General features: G+C 46.0%; 14 protein-coding genes and 1 riboswitch. Of the genes, 7 read left to right on the top strand and 7 right to left on the bottom strand.

Going from position 1 to position 18,782, the window contains the following annotated elements; genetic code table 11:
* Positions 1 to 440: 440 nt before the first annotated feature.
* Positions 441 to 596 carry a hypothetical protein gene (locus tag EBI00_RS15965; RefSeq protein WP_158600737.1) on the top strand — a complete coding sequence of 52 codons (156 nt, stop codon included), beginning with the start codon at positions 441 to 443 and terminating at the stop codon, positions 594 to 596.
* 12 nt (positions 597 to 608) lie between these two features.
* On the opposite strand, the gene EBI00_RS06580 is transcribed toward EBI00_RS15965, so the two are convergent.
* The gene (locus tag EBI00_RS06580) at positions 609 to 1,025 is read right to left on the bottom strand and encodes a GFA family protein (RefSeq protein ID WP_123095128.1); all 417 of its coding nucleotides are present in this window, start codon (positions 1,023 to 1,025) and stop codon (positions 609 to 611) included.
* A gap of 365 nt (positions 1,026 to 1,390) precedes the next feature.
* Here EBI00_RS06580 and EBI00_RS06570 point away from each other — a divergent pair, with 365 nt between their 5' ends.
* Both EBI00_RS06570 and EBI00_RS06565 read left to right on the top strand, forming a co-directional pair.
* On the top strand, positions 1,391 to 1,843 hold the full coding sequence (locus EBI00_RS06570; protein WP_123095127.1) for a PA2169 family four-helix-bundle protein: 453 nt from the start codon (positions 1,391 to 1,393) through the stop codon (positions 1,841 to 1,843).
* Positions 1,844 to 2,103: 260 nt separating this feature from the next.
* On the top strand, positions 2,104 to 4,092 hold the full coding sequence (locus tag EBI00_RS06565; protein WP_123095126.1) for a BCCT family transporter: 1,989 nt from the start codon (positions 2,104 to 2,106) through the stop codon (positions 4,090 to 4,092).
* A gap of 78 nt (positions 4,093 to 4,170) precedes the next feature.
* Here the strand turns inward: EBI00_RS06565 and EBI00_RS06560 are convergent, their stop codons facing one another.
* The 5 genes from EBI00_RS06560 to EBI00_RS06540 all read right to left on the bottom strand — a co-directional run bounded on the left by EBI00_RS06560 (position 4,171) and on the right by EBI00_RS06540 (position 11,358).
* Positions 4,171 to 5,811, bottom strand: coding sequence for a diacylglycerol kinase family protein (locus tag EBI00_RS06560; protein ID WP_123095125.1), 1,641 nt, complete (start codon positions 5,809 to 5,811; stop codon positions 4,171 to 4,173).
* 93 nt (positions 5,812 to 5,904) lie between these two features.
* Positions 5,905 to 7,251, bottom strand: a complete 1,347-nt coding sequence (gene nosR / locus EBI00_RS06555) for a response regulator c-di-GMP phosphodiesterase, NosR family (RefSeq protein ID WP_123095124.1) — start codon at positions 7,249 to 7,251, stop codon at positions 5,905 to 5,907.
* A complete protein-coding gene (locus tag EBI00_RS06550) occupies positions 7,248 to 8,762 on the bottom strand; it encodes a sensor histidine kinase (RefSeq protein WP_123095123.1) in 1,515 nt (504 codons plus the stop codon). Before EBI00_RS06550 ends, nosR begins: the two co-directional genes overlap by 4 nt.
* A 14-nt stretch (positions 8,763 to 8,776) precedes the next feature.
* Positions 8,777 to 9,319 (bottom strand): heme NO-binding domain-containing protein, encoded by a 543-nt coding sequence (locus tag EBI00_RS06545; RefSeq protein ID WP_123095122.1) that lies wholly within the window; start codon positions 9,317 to 9,319, stop codon positions 8,777 to 8,779.
* A gap of 110 nt (positions 9,320 to 9,429) precedes the next feature.
* The gene (locus EBI00_RS06540) at positions 9,430 to 11,358 is read right to left on the bottom strand and encodes a B12-binding domain-containing radical SAM protein (RefSeq protein WP_123095121.1); all 1,929 of its coding nucleotides are present in this window, start codon (positions 11,356 to 11,358) and stop codon (positions 9,430 to 9,432) included.
* Between the two features lie 200 nt (positions 11,359 to 11,558).
* Positions 11,559 to 11,754: riboswitch (cobalamin riboswitch) on the top strand.
* 62 nt (positions 11,755 to 11,816) lie between these two features.
* On the opposite strand from EBI00_RS06540, the gene EBI00_RS06535 reads away from it, so the two are divergent.
* From EBI00_RS06535 to EBI00_RS06520, 4 genes are read left to right on the top strand one after another with little or no spacing between them, the layout of a single operon-like run.
* Positions 11,817 to 13,610, top strand: a complete 1,794-nt coding sequence (locus EBI00_RS06535; RefSeq protein WP_123095120.1) for a TonB-dependent receptor domain-containing protein — start codon at positions 11,817 to 11,819, stop codon at positions 13,608 to 13,610.
* A complete protein-coding gene (locus tag EBI00_RS06530) occupies positions 13,610 to 14,512 on the top strand; it encodes a cobalamin-binding protein (RefSeq protein ID WP_123095119.1) in 903 nt (300 codons plus the stop codon). The genes EBI00_RS06535 and EBI00_RS06530 overlap by 1 nt, the downstream gene beginning before the upstream one ends.
* Positions 14,499 to 15,503 carry a FecCD family ABC transporter permease gene (locus EBI00_RS06525; protein ID WP_241556969.1) on the top strand — a complete coding sequence of 335 codons (1,005 nt, stop codon included), beginning with the start codon at positions 14,499 to 14,501 and terminating at the stop codon, positions 15,501 to 15,503. Before EBI00_RS06530 ends, EBI00_RS06525 begins: the two co-directional genes overlap by 14 nt.
* Complete coding sequence (locus EBI00_RS06520) at positions 15,500 to 16,273, top strand: ABC transporter ATP-binding protein (protein WP_123095118.1); 774 nt, start codon at positions 15,500 to 15,502, stop codon at positions 16,271 to 16,273. The genes EBI00_RS06525 and EBI00_RS06520 overlap by 4 nt, the downstream gene beginning before the upstream one ends.
* A 176-nt stretch (positions 16,274 to 16,449) precedes the next feature.
* On the opposite strand, the gene EBI00_RS06515 is transcribed toward EBI00_RS06520, so the two are convergent.
* On the bottom strand, positions 16,450 to 18,699 hold the full coding sequence (locus EBI00_RS06515) for a methyl-accepting chemotaxis protein (RefSeq protein ID WP_123095117.1): 2,250 nt from the start codon (positions 18,697 to 18,699) through the stop codon (positions 16,450 to 16,452).
* Positions 18,700 to 18,782: the final 83 nt, after the last annotated feature.

The raw sequence follows: 18,782 nt of genomic DNA, 5'->3' as shown, positions 1-18,782 counted from the left end.
ATCGTCATCCTGACATGGGGGCTAAGATACAGCGATGACGGCAGAACTTCTATCTATAAACAGGTTAAATCAGAAAAAAAATTATACATTTAGATTTTAAGACGATTAGCTTTCCTTACAAGAACAACCGTTAACAAAAGCTCTAAACATGATATTTTATGAATAACATGAATTCCGTTGGTCATATTCGTTTATCTCAGGAAGGTGTGATGTTGCATAGCTTTAAGCACACAGTAAAAAGGTTTTCAATAGTGGTTGTTTTCAGTCATCCCATCGCCAGTAATATTCATGTACCGGCTAGATAAAAAATGCCTGTATGAGAAGAACAGTATGTCAAACCACATTGCCGATATTATTAAAGCCCAGAACGGTGGTATGGCATTTTATCAAGAAGCACAAGGTCAGTTGGGCAATACACTTTATAAGGCCTTTTTAATCGTATGATTGAAGAAAAGAAAGCTGCGGCCGCCGGTTTGCACAATTTTGCCGTTGACGAACAAGGCGATTTAGATGCGGGCACCAGTAACTCAGTAAAGTCACAAAAAAGCCAACGTCGATGCTCGGACATCTCGTTGGCCTTTTTAATGGCTGCTTAATTCATTTTTTAGCTAGGCTATTTGGTTTGGCATCGCCTCAAAAGCTGGAATATCCCCTAAGTGCTCATCCCAGTTGCCTTTGCTGTTCATAAAGATATGCGCTTGTGGTGTGATATCAACGTCAGTGTCTAAGCAGCCAGCAGGAACGACAACTAAGCCGCGAGTTTTCGCATCGGTAGGCACGTTTGAGCCACACACAGAGCAAAAAGTACGAGCAAAGTTCGTGTCTTCTAGTCGATAAAAACTGAGTTTATCTTCGCCGCTCAACCAAGTAAGTGTAGCGCCCGGTGCAAATAAATTAGCGCAGTGAGCGGTGCCAGAGGCTTTTCGGCAACGGCTACAATGGCAAAGGAAGAACTTCTTAAATTCGCCCTCCAATTCAAATTTCACTGCGCCACATAGACAAGATCCAGTATGAAGGTGACTCATAATTGCTCGCTCCAAAAAGAGTTTTAAAGTTAAACGCCAACGGAAAACATACCTTTTAAATCATGTTTTGAATACGCTTGAAACGCTAACATAGTTTCGGTTTTCAAAATATAATCGATTTGAGCAATGTGTTGTCCTGTTACCACACCACAGGCGTATCGGCAATTACCTCTAATATTTCCTTACGAGAACTGAAGGCATCGATGCAGTTGCCGGTGTAATTTTTAGTGGAGTCTCTGCTTTTTTGCAATAAAGGTGCAGCCTAAGTGCATCTGTCGAAATGCGGTTGTTTTTAATCCTGCCATCGCCAACTATTCAATTAGGAACACGAAACAAAAGAAACGCTACTTAGCTTAGGAGGAAAGATGCAAAATCAAACTGCACATGCCCACCACATTACAGACATTGTTAAAGTAATGAACGGCGGTATTGAATTCTACCAAGAAGCGAAAACCAAATTAGACGACAGTACTTATAAAGCTTTTTTTGATCGTATGATTGGCGCTAAAGCGGAAGCTGTTGCAGAATTACAGCCATTTGCTGTCGCTCAGCAAGGTGAAGTAGAAACCGATACCAGTAACTTGGTGAAAGCCCGTCAGGCTTATACTAAATTAATGTCTAAAATTACTAGTGAAACGACCACCTTTACTTACGTTGACCAACTAGAAGAAGTGGAGGACAAGGTGCTCGAAGAACTTGATTTAGCGCTAGAAAGAAATCAAACCCAAGACTGTGAAGTCACTCTGCGCCGCGTGAAAGTCAGAATGAAAGAGTGCCACGACGAAATGAAAGCACTGCAAGTGACGGCCCAGCATTAACAATTTGTACTGTAATTAAACAGCGCCTTATTTTGCCGATTAGCACCAATTTTTGTGAACGAGATCAAGGTAAAAGCCACGAAAAATAGTCGCTGAATACTGTTTTAAAACAAAAGCCAGCATAGACAGTTAAGGGGGCAATGCTGGCTTTTTTATGTCTTTTCAACAGGTTAATTTATCGTCTTTAATGTTTAGACATCTAATCATTTATTGCAATTAAAGTCCGCTTTTGTCAAAGTAGGCGTAGAGGAGGAGCCTTTATGACCCATTCACAAAAGACGGCCACGGGAGCAATTTTGCTTCCGGTATTTATTCCAACCGTTATTGTTACCCTATTTCTTATCGTCGGAACCCTAAGTAATCCCGAGCTTGCAGGGGAGTTATTTCAAAGCGCATTGGCTTGGGTGACTCAAACCTTTGGCTGGTTTTACATGCTGGCTACGGCGATTTTTCTCGTATTTCTTGTTTGTATCGGATTTAGTCGCTGGGGGAATATCCGCTTAGGCCCAGACCATGGAGATCCTGAATACAGCTTTCCTGCTTGGTTTGCGATGCTGTTTTCCGCGGGCTACGGTATTGCCTTACTGTTCTTTGGCGTAGCAGAACCTGTCTTACACTTCTCCCAACCGCCTAATGCCACCGCAGAGACTATCGGTGCGGCTCGTGAAGCGATGCAAATTGCCTACTTCCATTGGGGCTTACATATTTGGGGCATTTACGGCCTGATGGGATTGGTGCTCGCCTATTTTGCTTTTCGCCATGGCTTGCCGCTAGCGGTTCGTTCGGCGCTTTATCCTCTGATTGGTGATCGTATTTATGGGCCTATTGGTCATATTGTCGATGTGTTTGCTATTCTCGGTACCATGTTTGGTTTGGCGACCACACTTGGCTTATCAGTCACACAGATCAACGCTGGCTTACATTACCTTTGGGAAGACATTCCGATTAACACTACGGTGCAAATAACCGCTATTGGCTTAATCACGTTAGCTGCAATTGGTTCTGTGGTTGCGGGTATGGATAAGGGTGTAAAAAATCTTTCGATTTTGAATATGTGCTTAGCGGTATTCATTATGGCGATTGTGTTTTTCGTTGGTCCAAGTATTCACATTCTTGATGCCTTCGTACAAAACACTGGTGCGTACTTAGGTAACATTGTAGAGCGTACGTTTAATCTTCAGGCTTATACGCAAAGTGATTGGATCGGCAACTGGACCTTGTTTATTTTCGCATGGACGATCGCTTGGGCACCATTTGTGGGTTTGTTTATTGCCAAGATTAGCCGTGGTCGTACTATTCGTCAGTTTATCTTTGGTGTGCTTGCTGTGCCGACATTATTTACCTTCCTATGGTTTGCTATTTTTGGCGATACCGCGCTGTATTTGATTATGGAGCAGGGTAAGAATGTCTTGATTGGCGAAGTACAGGCGGATCATTCTGTGGCATTATTCCAGTTTTATGATTTGTTGCCTTGGTCGACTTTCTTATCAGTCGTCACTGTATTTTTAATTATTACCTTCTTTGTTACCTCTTCGGATTCGGGCTCCTTGGTTGTCGATTCGTTGGCTTCTGGCGGTGCATTAGAAACACCCGTTTGGCAGCGTGTGTTTTGGGCGTCGCTTGAAGGTATTATCGCAGCAACGTTATTGCTGGCTGGTGGGTTAGGCGCATTGCAGACCATGAGTATCTTAGCGGCATTGCCTTTTGCCGTCATCATGTTGGTCGCAGCGCTTGGTTTGTGGCGGGCCTTGGTTATCGAAGGGCATCGTGGGGCAGCCGTGGAAGCCGCAGCGACACCGGGACGAGCCTTTAGTAACGAAGGCAGCTGGCGTAAACGTTTAAGTACCTTGTTTAAATTTCCTGGCGAAGCCAAGGTGACATACTTTATTAAAGATGTGGTGGAACCTGCGATGGAAGAAGTTCAAAAAGAGCTGGCGACACATGGTTGGAAAGCCAATATTACTCGAGAAGAAAATGGCGTGACTTTCCAGCTTGAGCGTGACGAAAAATTGGATTTCTTTTACCAAGTAGTTGCCACGGAACATGAAATACCAGCAGCGCACAGCGAGAACTCTAAATACGATACGCATTGGCAAGCTGATGTGTATATTCGAAATGGTGCGCTGGGTTATGAGCTCTATGGCTGTAGCCAAGATGAAGTGATACGTGATTTGATTGACCAACTAGAGCAGTACTTCAACTTCGTTGATGCTGCTCCTGGACAATTGCCTTGGAATACCGTGTCTTAATATGACAGGAATACGGCACAAAAAAAGCGGCATGCCTGCCGCTTTTTTTGTATGAGGAAATTAGACGTTCACGATTATTTAACTAATCATCGACTCCGGTACGATCACGCTTAAGGAGTTGGGTTTAATGATGATATCTAGCGTGTCTGCATCGCGTTTTTCGCCGTCTATGACATAGTGACCGATTTGGTTGATATCCACAGTAACGCGATGTGCTGATCGATGGAAAATACCATTGTGCCCATCAGTGGATTCGCTGTCTTCATGTCGATCGCCCATGCCAAGCATGGCCAATTCTGCCAAGTTCAATATTTGCATGCGTTCAGGGTCTAACCAAGTTAAATCGAGTTCGCCGTCCATAATATTGGGTACTCCTTTTCCTTGTGCGAGTAACGTAGTAACAGGTGCGGCATTAGCAATGGTTAGGCTTGGTGTTTTGATGGTAAAGGGCCCTTCATCATTGAGTTGCACAGTAAACTCATGCACTTCGTTTTGGCTTACCGCCTCCCATAAGCCCTGTAGATATGCTAGTTGGCCGTTGGTGCTTTTCTTCTCTCGGTCGGCTGTTGCAATCATTTGATGCTCAAATCCAACACCTGCCAGCAATAGCATGGGCTCACCGTTACAGGTGGCCGTGTCTATGCGTTGCTCGCAGCCATCAATCAGGTCGAAACAAATAGTTTCGATCGACGCTATTTTTGATGAGGCACCACACAGTACATGGTGAAGGGCATTTGCCGTTCCAAATGGGATGATGCCTAGCTTGATGTGAGTATCAATTAGGGCGGCTGCGACTTCAGTAACGGTTCCGTCTCCACCGCAAGCAATGACCATGTCGGGAGACGCTTTAACGGCTTCTTTAGCCAATGTGGTGCCGTTTTTCTCCAGCGTGGTGGTTCTTACTGTGACATCAAAATACGCAGAGAGATAGCTTAAAATATGGTCTTGCTGTTCCTCCCATTGACCATGACCAGACACGGGATTAGCGATTAGCCACGCGGAGTTTTGGACCACAAGCAGCTTATTGTCTAAAGCGCGTTTTAGATACCTAAATTGACGCTTGTTAAGTCGAACCGTTTGGCGTATCTCGCGTATTTTATCCATGATGTCGCTTGGAGATGACTGTGGATTTTGGCTGAGTAAATAGGCGGCCACCATAAACGCGGAACGGCCTCGGCCCAAGGCACAATGTACAACAACCGAGCGCCCTGTTTTACGATGGGTATGTATCCAGTTTAATGCGCGATGAATTTGTGTATCAGAAGGGACGGAATGATCAAGGATGGGAATATTCAGATAATCAATATCGTCTTGAAATGCCACCCAGTTTAATGAACTAAATTCTGCCGTAACGTCCAACACCGCACTGATTTTTTCACTTTTGATCTGATGAATATCGGAAGGAAACAAGCGTCTAGCAAGATACAGTCCCTCGTCAATCTTTTGTAAGGCTGGGACTGGATCGCTGCTTCGCGCCAAACTGTTATATAGCTGAGCACCCCACAAAAACGGCATAAATACCCAACGAATATAAATGGGTACTTTGCCATTGGAGCGTTTACGAAAAATCGTCGGTTTATTAAGCAGATAAGCCAAACTGACCGTAAAAAAAGATAAGGCACACCAAGCCCAAGCGAGTTGAAAATACACATTCTGCGTTGTCATCACCAGCAACACAAAAACCACCGCTATCAACAGATAGTAATTTGGCTTAAACAAGACAACTCTCCTAGTAGTCAGTCATGGTTTAAAAGAGTACCACACCTTCTTTTAAAAGGAATAAGGGTCTTGTGACTGAATCTTGATAGCGATTTAGTGTTGAATACTTTCTTGGAACTTTTTAGGTACTTCCAACCCCGCTGGGATATCGACATAGAGTGGGAGCGCTTTTTTTGAGCTGCGCTCTAATTCCATCAACAATAGTATCGCACTGTCAGCTAGCTCTACTCCTTTGACGAGTATAACGTCACCATTTTGATTAAGTAGGTCACGAGACAACACCATACCTGCTGCAAGCTGATCGGGCGCGACGCAGTGATCATAAAGAGGCTGCTCTATTTTATGCATATACAAAGACGCCTTAAGTGCGTCAACGGCACTTTTAGCGTAATAAATACCGGCTTTTGACTCTAAATAATCCATGGCTTCTTGTTGAGGCAAGGGTGTTTCAAACAACCGACCTGTGATTAACTCAATATAGTCATTAGCAACGGTTAATATTTGTGCTGACTTAGGAATAGAGGCTTCTTGCTTGCCTCCTGGGTATCCCTCGCCATTTAAATATTCTTTATGGTGAAGAATAATCTCTGCAACCTGCTGCAAAGGGCGAATACTTCTTAGCAAGGTCGCTCCTTGTAATGGGTATTGCCTGTATTCATCTTGTTGCTCTGCAGATAGCAAGACATAGGGCGTCATAAGCATTTCGTCGGAAAAGCTAATCTGACTCATATAGCGCATTTTGGCGGCTCGAATGAGGTGTATACGTTCTCGATGAGGCAAGTTTAATGCCTCGGCAATGTCTGTCACCAAGCTGGTGATATCGGGGACATCTGTCTTGGGCTTTGGATTGCGCATGTCTAAAAGATTGGCAAATAAATCAACTGTGCTTTTATAGTTCTCTTGTAGTGCGGCGTTGATCTCGATAATTTTTTGAGTGCGCTCTCTTACTGTGGCTTCTAAGGTCTCGTTCATTACGGTGAGCTTTTTGTTTTTCTGCTCAATCAAGGACTGCAAACGGGCATTTTGCTTCATCAGGTTTATTGTGACAAAGGCGTCGTTGACCAGTTTTTGCAACTGTTCGTCGTCCCAAGGCTTTTCAAGATAATGGGACACTTTGCCTAAATTTACCGCGTCGACAATGGCCTGCATATCGGCATAGCCTGTCAGTAAAATCCGCTTGGCATCTGGGTATTGTTCTGCCGCAATGGCCAAGAATTCAGGCCCCGACATTTCAGGCATGCGGGCATCTGACACTATGACGTCAATGGCATGCTGTTTTAAAATCTCAAGCCCTTCCTGGCCACTATTGGCAATGAACACATCACAGTCTGTTTTACGAAATAAACGCTTTAACGAAGACAGGACATTTTTTTCATCATCCACTAATAACAAGCCAGGACGTGTTTCTATATCCACTAAGACTAAAGACTCGTCGCTCATTCACTACTCTCCTTTGGAGGGGTTAAGTGAGTATTTCCATAGGGTAGCCAAATACTAAATTGTGTGCCTTTGCCCACCTCGCTGGCCACATAAATGGTGCCGTGATGGTCTTGAATGATACCGTAGGAAATCGACAGCCCCAATCCGGTACCAACGCCCACATCTTTTGTAGTGAAAAAAGGGTTAAAAATAGACGCTAGGTGCTCCTCCGCAATGCCGCAGCCATTATCGGAGACATTAATAGTAACACCGCCTGCATTTTCCGCCATCTCTATGGTTAACTCTCCTTGATCATCCATAGCATGGGACGCGTTAACAAACAAGTTTAAGAATACTTGTAATAGTTCTCCGCTGTTTCCCATGATGGGTGAGACGTCATTGAAGTGCGTATTCACAATGCCTTTGAATTTGAGTTCGTTATTGGCAAGTTTTAGCGCTTCCTCGATGATTGTCCTGAGTTGGCAAGCCGTTTTTTGATTGTCTGACTGACGAGCGAAGCGTTTTAAGCCACCGACGATGTCGATAATGCGCTTTACCCCTTGTTGAGATTCATTAAGCAGTGTTTGTGTGTCTTCCATCAGAAAGGTCATATCAATTTCTCGCCATACTTTATCAACGCTTTTGGCAGGCTCACTTATACTCAGATCTGTCGATTTAAGGGATACATTGGTTAACTCGTTAGATGCCTTTACATAGTCTATAAAGTCATTGAGGTATTCCCCAAGCGAGGTCAAATTGCTTTTGATAAAGCCCATTGGGTTATTAATTTCATGGGCAATTCCCGCTGACAACTGGCCAACGGTGGCCATTTTTTCGGATTGGACTAGTTTCTTTTGTGCTTCTATCAACGCTTCATTGGCATTGGTTAGCTCTCTGTGGCTCGCCAACAGTTTGTCTTCTTGGAATCTGTGTTCCAGTATGATGGCCAGTTGTTTGATGCCAGTTTCAAACACAGTAAGTACTTGATTTTGTTTGTCTGTTAATTCGTGACCAAATAAAAAAATAATGCCGCTAATACGCTCTAAACTGATAATAGGCATAGCAATCAGGGTATCGATAGTCTTGTTATCAATGACCAAATTCATGGTTTGAAGAAAGGTTGTTCTCTTTTCTCGAATCAGCTGCTCTGTTTCTGTCATGATGGTATTTATCTCACTGTCACGACTTCCTATGTTTTCTTCATACTGATCCGGATTCTTTAGTAGCGCAGAGTAGAAGCTTGGCTGGTTTTGATCAAGTGGAAAGTGCGCATACGTGGCAAAGGGTAGGTCACTTAAACGCATCATGTCGTTGATTATGACGGGCAAAAACTCACTCAGACGAGGCTTTTTTATCCCATACTGGCTTATGTGATTTAGAAACTTATTTTCCCGCACAGCAAAATACAATGAGTCGACGTTTTCCTTCAACGACAGATTGGCAAAATGCAGTTCGCGGCTTTTTTGTTCGAGGATGGACTCGGCATTTTTTCGTGCTTGACGCTCTCGCTTGAAAGCGGCTTCATATTCCATACAGCTACCCTAGTTTAGCCACGCTCTATAAGCATGGAGCAATGATCTGCTCCTTCATTCATACAGCAAGTGTGTTTAATGGTAACGGGAGTGCCGAAGTTATCGGCGGCTTGATGTACTAAACCTATGGCGAGTAAACACATTTTACGAGGCGACTGATAATAAAGAGTGACGCCGTTATCACGCTTTTCAGTAACAAGAATCTTGGGTGTTAACGCATCAGGGTACAGTTTATTTACTTCCACATGGATCACTGAATCTACCGCTTCGAGCAGAGACCAGAGATCAGGGAAATTCATCATTGAAGGCGGTAAGCTATGTGCTAAGCCACTGTATAAGTAACGCCCAAATGCTTCCACTAGGTCTGGTACAGGAACAGCGCTGTACTCTGACAAAGCAACAACGAGCGATAATATTTCTTGATCGTCGTACGTTTCGGCACTGGTATAAATCCCCCCGCTGGGTAAGTCACATTTATCCAGCAGCGTTTCCCAACACTCCATACCAAATTGTTCTTCGATCATTTCTTGAAAGTGATTAAAAACGGTACCTTTCATGGCTCTTGTCCTATTAAGAAGGTGAGTTAATAGAATAGACAAGAAAGCATAAAAAGTCCTATAGGGTAAGAGAATTTTCTGTCTTTGATCCCGTAAGGGAAAAGCCTTGTTTAACTGCTGGCAATCAGGTCGTTCAAAGCTTTGGAAATCAGGTCTTTTTTAACCAAAGTACGCTTAACCGGTTTATCAAACCAAAAGTCCATTGGTTGATCAAAGCCGATGCCGTGCATATAGTTGTAAAGCGCTTTACGCAGTCCGTCGCCCAGCATGTCGTGATCTGTGCCTGTTGGATCGGTGAAATCCACGTCGTTTTCCGCGAATAAGATATCAGGGCGTTCCGCGAGCGTGATGCCATATTCTTCGGGATTAATACCAATCGGGCTGTGTGCAGTGGCTGCGAATCTGTGCCAGAAGGCCGATTGGAAACACTCTTGTGCCATCATCTGACGCACCATTTCCAACGCATCAATGGTTTCTTGCTCGGTTTGTGTCGGGAAGCCATACATCAAATAAGAATGCACTAAAATATCTGCATCACTGAAGGCTTTGGTTACGCGAGCCACTTGCTCGACGCTGACGCCTTTTTTCATCAGTTTTAGTAATCGGTCGGACGCTACTTCAAGACCACCACTGACGGCGATACAGCCGGAATCTGCCAATAACTGACAACGCTCTGGCGTAAAGGTTTTTTCAAAACGAATATTGCTCCACCAACTGATCACTACGCCCCGTTCGATTAGGCGTCTTGCTAACGCAAACAAGGCTTTTGGTGGTGCGGCTTCGTCGACAAAGTGGAAGCCAGTCTGACCAGTTTCGGCAATCAACTCTTCAATACGATCCACCAGAATATCGGCGCCAGCCGCATCGTAACGATCAATGTAATCCAATGTCACATCACAGAAACTGCATTTACGCCAATAACAACCGTGGGCAATGGTCAGCTTGTTCCAGCGGCCATCGCTCCAGATGCGGTGCATCGGGTTGAGCATTTCACAGAGTGACAAGTATTCGGTTAACGGCAAACCATCGTAAATTGGCGTGCCAACATCGGTTTGCGGAATATCATGCAGCTCGGTGTTTTCATTGTAGTGAACGTATGGCTCGCCGTTTTCGTCTTCTGCAAGGAAGTAAGTACGCACTAACTCATCAATTTCACGCTTGCCGTCAAAGAATTCCAGCAAGGTCATAAAAGGACGTTCGCCATCATCCAGACAGATAAAATCGACAAACTCAAACACGCGAGGATCTTTCAGCGCACGTAGCTCAGTGTTAATAAAACCACCGCCCAGCACAACAGGGAGATCAGGATTAATGGCTTTACAAGTTTGCGCAATACGCAGCGCACCCAGCATATTACCGGGGAAAGGCACGGTTAACGCCACGACGCTGGGTTGGGTTTCTTCCAGATATTGCTCGACCAATTGCTCTAGAATTTCAGAGCTAAAGCTCGGCTCGCCCATAAGCGTATTGTAGAGATCATCAAAGCTTGGGTTAGCTGCCGCTAAGCGTTCGCCATAACGGCTCACTTCAAAATATGGGTCGACGCCCTGAGTGATCACCGCAGACAAATCATTGATAAACAGCGTGGCTAAATACTTAGCTTTGTCCTGCACGCCCAGCTGACCAAAAGCGGTTTTGAGTATATCGCCTGAGACGGCTTCCATCTGCGCAATGGCGTCGAACGCTGGGCCTTCTGGTAAAAAACGACGGGAGACAATACGCAACGCAAGACTGGAATCTTTGCCTTGTAAAAAGCGAATCACTGGCTCGACACAAAGACGATAGCGGTCAAATTCAGCTAAGAAACAAAACACCGCATCGGGCAGTTCATCGTCTTCAAATGACTCAAAATTGTCTTCTACATGCTGACGAATAATATCCAGCGCAGGCGCTGTCATCATCTCAAGAAACAGCTCAATGGCCGGGTCTCGTTGCACCGCCTCATAGCCCCGAGAGCGCAAAAAGCCAGTCAGATACGCCGTCGCGGGATACGGTGTATTCAATTGCGTCATGGGTGGGGTCATTAGAAGAACGGTCATAGCCTGCCTTTAAAATAAAACCTAATCGGAATAGGGCGGATTCTAACACTTTAAGGGGATCATAATCCTCAAAAAATGATTGCACAGCGAATGGACAGTTACCTGAATGTTTAAGGTTTTATCCCATTGCAAAACATTGGATGAAAGAAACCGAGTTCAAGCGACAGAATATTCATCTGACCCAGATGGCACCTTATGTTAGAGTACGCATCGTTACAGGTTGTTGACCTAAGTTGTCAGCAATAATAGGGAAGTCAGTGCAATTCTGACGCTGCCCCCGCAACGGTAAAAAAGTCAAACTTTGCCAATCAGCCACTGTGGTAAACCATGGGAAGGCGGTAAAGCCTGCATTCGCAACTTTTGAGTCCGGAGACCTGCCTGTAGCTGGGGGTTCCGCGTAAGCTGGAGCCAAATGTCACCACTGTGCGGGCGTGCTCAGTGCAACAGTAGATTCTAATATGAAAACTCAATGTATTACCCCTATGTTCACGAAGTCTTTCGTGGCACTTAGTCTTGTGTCCGCCATTTCGGCTTATGCAGATACCTCATCAAATTCATCGTTCATTTTACCGCCTTTGGTGGTCACTGCGACTTCTACCCCAGTGAGCATGGCGGACTCTCTCGCGTCTGTTACTGTCATAAGTCGTGAAGACGTTAAGGCACAGCAGGCACAAGAAATAAGCGAGTTACTCGCAGCTCAACCAGGTGTTGATGTGAGTTCAAATGGCGGTTATGGAAAAACGACCAGCGTGTATATGCGTGGTGCCAGCTCGGAATCGACTAAATTTCTGCTTGATGGCATTCCTCTGTATTCAGCCACATCTGGTGGTGCACCGTTTGAGAATATTCCGACTTCACTAATAGACCGACTAGAAATCGTGCGAGGCTCTAAGGCGACTTTATATGGCGCTGATACGGTTGGTGGCGTTATTCAAGTTTTTTTACCCGAAGCGAGCGATGATACGCACATGAATGTGTCTGTGGGCGGTGGGTCGTTTAATACGAAAACGGTCGATACCACGTTATCTGGTGCCAGTGATAACACACAATACCTTTTGTCGGCAGGAAAGTTCGAAACCGACGGGGACATTGTAAAAAAAGATAAGGAAGCTAAGGGCTATGATAACGAAAATATATTGCTCAACGTCGGGCATAATTTTGACAGCGGTGCGCGCATCAGTGGTTTGATGATGAACAGTGAAGGGCGCAACGAATATGTTGGTGACGAAAGTGACTATCAAGTCCAAGTAATCGGCTTGGGCGTTCGTCTACCGGTCATGGCGGATTGGGATACTGAGCTTAAGTTGTCTCAAACCCGTAACGAAAGTATTACGGTTTCTTCCAGAGATCAGTATGACTCCAAAACGAACACAGCTCGTTGGAGCAATACGTTTTGGGCTGGAGATCATGAATTTGTGCTCGGAGCTGAAACTTCCCAAGACAGTATTGATGTCTCACGGTACCAAGCACCAGACCGCAATAATGATGCGATATTTGCTCAGTCCCAGTTTGACTTCGGTCAAACCAGCCTGCAACTAAACCTTCGTCAAGATCGCAACAGTGCTTACGGTGATTCAACAACGGGAGGAGTGGCCGTAGGTTATAAACTTGATGACACATATACGTTACGTACGAGTTATGGCACGGCTTTCGAAGCCCCTACTTTTAATGACTTATATTACCCAAATAGTGGTGACCCAACACTGAATGCAACCAAATCTGACACCGTCGAATTGGGTCTTCGTGCTGATTATAACAACCTATACTGGGATGCAGCGGTGTTTGATGCTTCCTATGGTGATCTGGTTGTTTGGTCTAACTACACAGGTTCTTGGATAGCATACAATGTGGATTCTAAAGTCCAGGGTGTTGAGCTGTCATCCGGTCTAACAGTAAACCAATGGCAGTTAAATACTGCTCTGACTTGGCTAGATGCAAAAGATAATAAAACAGGTTTTCAGTTGCCTAAACGCGCTAAACGAAGCGCTCGTCTAAGTGCTGATCGTCTGTTTGATAAAGGCCGTGTTGGTGTAACCTTTATTGGTGCCGATGGACGCGCAGCAACGCTGGGCAGTTCGGAGACCATATCCGGTTATGTGACGATGAATTTACGAGCCAGTTATGATTTTGCGACGGATTGGAATGCCGAGCTCAGCATCAAAAATGCTCTCGATAAAGAATACCAAACGGCAAAAGATTACTTTAATCCTGGGCGTGGTGTTTTCTTAACGCTTAACTATTCGGCATTTTAATGGCTAATCCGATGCGTATTGTTTCATTCATGTTGATATGGTGGTTCGGCGGTGGGGCATTTGCGTCCGCCGCTTTTGCAGAACCCGTTTGTGTGGAGGATGATCGTGGCTTGAGTGTATGCCTCGATCATCCAGCAGTGCGCATCGCTGCTTTGTCCCCAGGCGCCACTGAGCTGATTTATGCCGCTGGCGCGGGTGACAAGGTGGTGGCTGTCGTGTCTTATAGTGATTATCCCGAAGCCGCCAAAAGCGTCACTTCAGTAGGCAGTCATACGCGCTTGGATTTAGAACGTTTGATTAGCTTGCAACCGGATTTGGTATTAGCTTGGGGAACGGGTAATCCAACGGAACAGATCGAAACACTGGCACGTTTGGGCCTGCCTGTTTATTACGTGGAGGCCCATGAATTCGAAGATATTGCTCGAAATATCGAAAACATGGGGGTGCTCGCTGGCACCAAAGAGCTGGCCAATCTTGAGGCGATGCGTTTCCGCACGGGTATTCAAGCGCTGCAGGAACGCTACAAAGAGGCCGCCCCAATCAAGACCTTTTATCAAATATGGGACGAACCACTCATGACAATGAATGGTAGCCACTACATGAGTAAAGCGGTCAATCTATGTGGTGGCGTCAATGTGTTTGCGGACTCGCCTCGCCTTATTCCACGTCTTAGTCGAGAAGCTATTCTGTTGAAAAATCCAGAAGTCATTATAACGGGTGATAGAGGCGAGCTGAAAACTGACTGGCTTAATACTTGGCTGTCTTTTCCCGACTTAGTTGCCACGCAGCGAGGTAATTTATTTTATGTGCCTGCCTCCCTCGTTCAACGTCCAACGCCGCGTTTATTAGAAGGCGCGCAAATTCTTTGTCAAAGGCTGGATACCGCTCGTGCTCGACGTTAAAACTCGTCATCTAACAAATCGTCGTTCCATCGCCTGGCCGCTTGTGGTGTTAGCTGGTGTATCGCTGCTGAGTATCGTCTTTTCGGTCACGCAAGGCAGTGTCAGTTTGTCGCCTTATTCGGTTTGGCAGGCATTACTTGGGCAAGGTTCAGGCCTTAATCAAACCCTGGTCTTGGAGTTGCGTTTGCCCCGTGTGATGGCGGCATTTGCAACGGGTGGATTGCTGGCGGTGGCGGGCGCTCTGATGCAGATTTTACTTCGAAACCCTCTTGCTGATCCCTATGTATTGGGGATTTCAGGGGGCGCGTCTGTGGCCGCACTGGCGGCGATTTTGTTGGGTATTAGTGGCATTTTGATGTCGGGCATGGCGTTTCTCGGTGCGGTGTTATCGACCCTATTGGTGTTCGGGCTTGCCTCGCGCTTGGGAAACATGGCGACCATGCGTTTGTTACTGACGGGGGTGGTGATTGCTGCTGGCTGGGGAGCATTAATTACGCTCATGTTGGCGCTTGCACCGCCTTACAAAATTCCTGGCATGTTGTATTGGTTGATGGGCGATTTATCCTATGCCAGCACACCATGGCTGGCTTGGTGTGTGTTGGTACCAACCTGTCTCATTCTGATGCCACTTGGTCGCAGTCTGAATGTGTTGGCTCGTGGGCCTTTGCAAGCGGCGGCACTTGGGGTAAATGTGAAAAGCGTGGAACGCCTAGTGTTTCTGTTAGCCAGTTTGCTCACGGCGATTGCGGTGACAACAGCAGGCAGTGTAGGGTTTGTTGGCTTGGTGGTTCCACACATGCTACGCATGGTATTGGGTAATGATCAGCGGCTCATTCTACCAGCAAGCGCTTTGGCTGGTGGTTGTTTAGTCACCTTAGCCGATACATTGGCACGTACTGTTATTGCGCCAGAACAACTGCCAGTGGGGGTGATTACGGCATTGCTTGGCGTACCCACCTTCTTGTATCTATTGCAGCGGGGGCGTTTATGACAACGCTTACGTTAACTCAATTACTGGCCGCTATCCCCAATAAACCCCGCCAATCAGAGTATGCTTTGTCATTAACTTTTAAGGCAGGTCAAATGTGGGGGATTTTGGGGCCAAATGGTGTCGGCAAAACCACCTTATTGCACACCCTCGCCGCTTTGAAAGTGCCAGCACTCGGCGCGATCGAATTAAATCATCAGCCAATTACGTCGTTGCACCGCTTAAAGCTTGCACAGCAAATCGGCATTATGTTTCAAGAGCATCAAGATGGCTTTCCCGCAACCGTGCTGGAAACGGTTTTATTAGGACGCTTCCCTCATTTATCGCCTTGGGAAATGGAAAACGAACAGGACCTAGCACTAGCGCATGCTGCGATAGACCGTTTGGATTTGTCACCGTTTCGTGAACGTGCGTTGAACAGTTTATCGGGTGGTGAACGACAACGTGCCGCGCTCGCTACGTTAATGGCCCAATCACCCGATGTATGGCTGGTGGACGAGCCGACCAACCATCTGGATCTACATTACCAAGTGGCCGTGATGGGCTTGCTAGCCGAGCAGGCAAACCTGAACAAAGTCGTGGTTATGTCACTGCATGACGTCAACGTCGCTGCCCAATGGTGTTCCCATGTTCTACTTTTGTACCCCGATCGACCACCTATCTGGGGTGATGCGAAAACACTGTTAACCCAGCAAAACCTAGAGCCGCTTTATCGTCAAAAACTCGCCATGACAAGACTCAACGGCAAACCCTTATTTGTGCCCGTGGCTTAGTCTACAGATCTAGGTGCTACGCGTACTCTTGAGTGAATGCCTTACAGAGTAATGGAGTTGTTATTATGGCGCCTCAAAACCATAACATTTTCCCAGCGAATGCAACATCACATAACGAAAGCTAGGCAATACAGAGTAAGGCAAAACCTAGCTATCACTACAAGAAGTCTTGCCTCTTACGACTGAAACTTTTTAGTCACTTGGTTAAGTTGCTCTGAAAGGTTGGCTAACTCTTCACTGGCCCTTGCTATGTACCCAATGGCTTGTTCGTTCTCCGTTGACATGGTGTTAATCGAATGAATATTTTCATTTATCTCACCAGCTACGCTGGATTGTTGTTCGGCTGCGCTCGCAATTTGTAATAACATATCGGAAGATTGCTCCACATAGTCAACGGCTTGTTTCAAGCTAGCGACGGTGTTCAATGTGGTTTGCGCCACTTGGTTCGCACTTTCAACACTAAGGTTCATGGTGTTCTTGGCGTCATTAGAGCCTTGTTGAAGCGCTTGGATGATGTGGGCGATTTGTTCGGTTTCTTTTTGCGTGTTCATGGCAAGGGTGCGTACTTCATCAGCAACCACGGCAAAGCCTCTTCCTTGCTCACCCGCTCTTGCCGCTTCTATGGCGGCGTTTAAAGCAAGCAGGTTGGTTTGGTCTGCAATGCCTTTGATCGTTTGCAAAACACTGGATATGTCATTTGCCCTGTTATTCACCTTGTCGACCTTCGCTGCGGCTTCGGACAAGGTAAGGGCGACTTTTTGGATGCTGTCGGAAACGTCAGATACTTGAGTCGCGCTCAATATCACCGCGGCTCGCGCCTGTTTGGTCGATTCGGCAACGTGTGAGGTGTTTTGTGCCACATCGTTCACACTGGCAGACATCTGATGCATCGCAGTGGCCACCAGCATGGTACTTTGGTGTTGCGCACTGAGGTTGTTGTTTGCTTGTTCTGTGGTCGACGCTAGCTCAAGAGCTGTGCTTGCTTGGCCTTCTGCTGCCGTGGTGATGTGTCGAATCAATTGCCTCAGATCGGTGACCATGGTAGCAAGTGATCGATAAATACCGGTTTCTTTGCCCGTTAATGCAAAGTCATGGGTTAAATTGCCAGCCGCCACCTGTTCGACAATTGACTGAATGTCCTTGGGTTCGCCTCCAATCGGGATGAGCACAGAACGGGCGACATAAAGAGCAATCACAATAACGGTTAGAAGGGTGAAAATCAGCAAACTTCCGGTAAAAACATACAGCCATCGAACATCGGCAAAGGCTTCTTTTTCATCGATCTCTGCCAAAATGGCCCATTGCAGCCCCGCAAATTCAAGCGGAGCATAGGCCGACAATACAGGATGATCGTTATAGTCCTTGATAATTTGGATGCCCGTTTTTCCCGATAGGGCTTCTTTTGCCGCGACCGTATCGACCTTCCCCGTTTCGGGCTGTAAAAAGGACGCAATAACGCTGTGAGTGTCGGGTGATAGAAAAGAGTCAGAGCGCATTAACCGGTCATTACCTATCAAATACGTTTCTCCCGTTTGGCCTAACCCTGCGCGTTCATTCATGATGTGATTCATATTTTGCAGCGGAAATTGAGCCACAATAGTCCCTTGATTTTGCCCATTTTTATCTATCATTGGTGCGGCTATAAAAGCGGCTGGACTGTTGTAAGAGGGGAGATAAAACGCAAAATCCACCACGGTGACTTGGTTCGTATTGTGATTTCTCGATCTAGAAAATGCCTCGCCAAGGCCACTGTTTTTAAAAGGGCCGGTACTGAGTGACGTTGCGTAATCAACTTCTTTGAAAACACTGTACACAAGATTCCCCTGGTGATTAACCAAGAAGATATCGTAAAACCCGAAGCGTTGTTGTACGTCGGATAGGTAAGCGTGAACATTGGAGTGAGCGATGTCATAAGAGGTATTCAAGGTCGACATCATCAAGGCGTTTTTACTGCCAATAGGATGGGGGTTTTTAACAAGATAAGCGTCCTGTAACAAAACCGCCGTGTCGGAGAGTTGATCGACCAACTGGCTAGTGTCTCCTAAACCATGATTAGGGTCTTGCTCTGTCAGTCTTGGGGCGAATTCGGATTGATAAAAGGCTTTTAGGGCCTGTCGCTTTTGTAAAAGCACGTCACTGGTAATGATTTGATTCTCATCACTTAACACCTGTGCAAAGGAGGTGCTTAGCGTGTTTACGGCGTCCTGAAGGTTGGGGTCACCCGCCATAAGCTCTACTTGATTAGTGAGCGTGGAAAGATACTGCTTAACAGTAAAGGTTTTGTTTTCTCGAACAGATTCTAGTTGATTAAACGCCTGTCTTTCCAAAGAAACAGACGCGATGTGTATGGCAACCGTCGCCACCAAAATAACCGGCAACAGACCGATTAACAACATGGTCATGACCATTTTATGAGTGAATTTCATTTACTTCTCCGCAATCTAATCTTCCATACCAAGAGCGGTACGATCGGGCAACGATCCTTACGTAATATGTTCGGTTTACATTG

Source organism: Marinomonas hwangdonensis, from assembly GCF_003721245.1.
In the GTDB taxonomy this organism is placed as follows: domain Bacteria; phylum Pseudomonadota; class Gammaproteobacteria; order Pseudomonadales; family Marinomonadaceae; genus Marinomonas; species Marinomonas hwangdonensis.
Note: the sequence above shows the minus strand (reverse complement) of the source record. Positions and strands in the feature narration are given on the sequence as shown.

Bases quoted from the DNA above. Each gene is read 5' to 3' on its own strand.
- EBI00_RS15965 (WP_158600737.1), top strand. From the start codon at position 441: ATGATTGAAGAAAAGAAAGCTGCGGCCGCCGGTTTGCACAATTTTGCC.
- EBI00_RS06580 (WP_123095128.1), bottom strand. From the start codon at position 1,025: ATGAGTCACCTTCATACTGGATCTTGTCTATGTGGCGCAGTGAAATTT.
- EBI00_RS06570 (WP_123095127.1), top strand. From the start codon at position 1,391: ATGCAAAATCAAACTGCACATGCCCACCACATTACAGACATTGTTAAA.
- EBI00_RS06565 (WP_123095126.1), top strand. From the start codon at position 2,104: ATGACCCATTCACAAAAGACGGCCACGGGAGCAATTTTGCTTCCGGTA.
- nosR (WP_123095124.1), bottom strand. From the start codon at position 7,251: ATGAGCGACGAGTCTTTAGTCTTAGTGGATATAGAAACACGTCCTGGC.
- EBI00_RS06550 (WP_123095123.1), bottom strand. From the start codon at position 8,762: ATGGAATATGAAGCCGCTTTCAAGCGAGAGCGTCAAGCACGAAAAAAT.
- EBI00_RS06545 (WP_123095122.1), bottom strand. From the start codon at position 9,319: ATGAAAGGTACCGTTTTTAATCACTTTCAAGAAATGATCGAAGAACAA.
- EBI00_RS06540 (WP_123095121.1), bottom strand. From the start codon at position 11,358: ATGACCGTTCTTCTAATGACCCCACCCATGACGCAATTGAATACACCG.
- EBI00_RS06535 (WP_123095120.1), top strand. From the start codon at position 11,817: ATGAAAACTCAATGTATTACCCCTATGTTCACGAAGTCTTTCGTGGCA.
- EBI00_RS06530 (WP_123095119.1), top strand. From the start codon at position 13,610: ATGGCTAATCCGATGCGTATTGTTTCATTCATGTTGATATGGTGGTTC.
- EBI00_RS06520 (WP_123095118.1), top strand. From the start codon at position 15,500: ATGACAACGCTTACGTTAACTCAATTACTGGCCGCTATCCCCAATAAA.
- EBI00_RS06515 (WP_123095117.1), bottom strand. From the start codon at position 18,699: ATGAAATTCACTCATAAAATGGTCATGACCATGTTGTTAATCGGTCTG.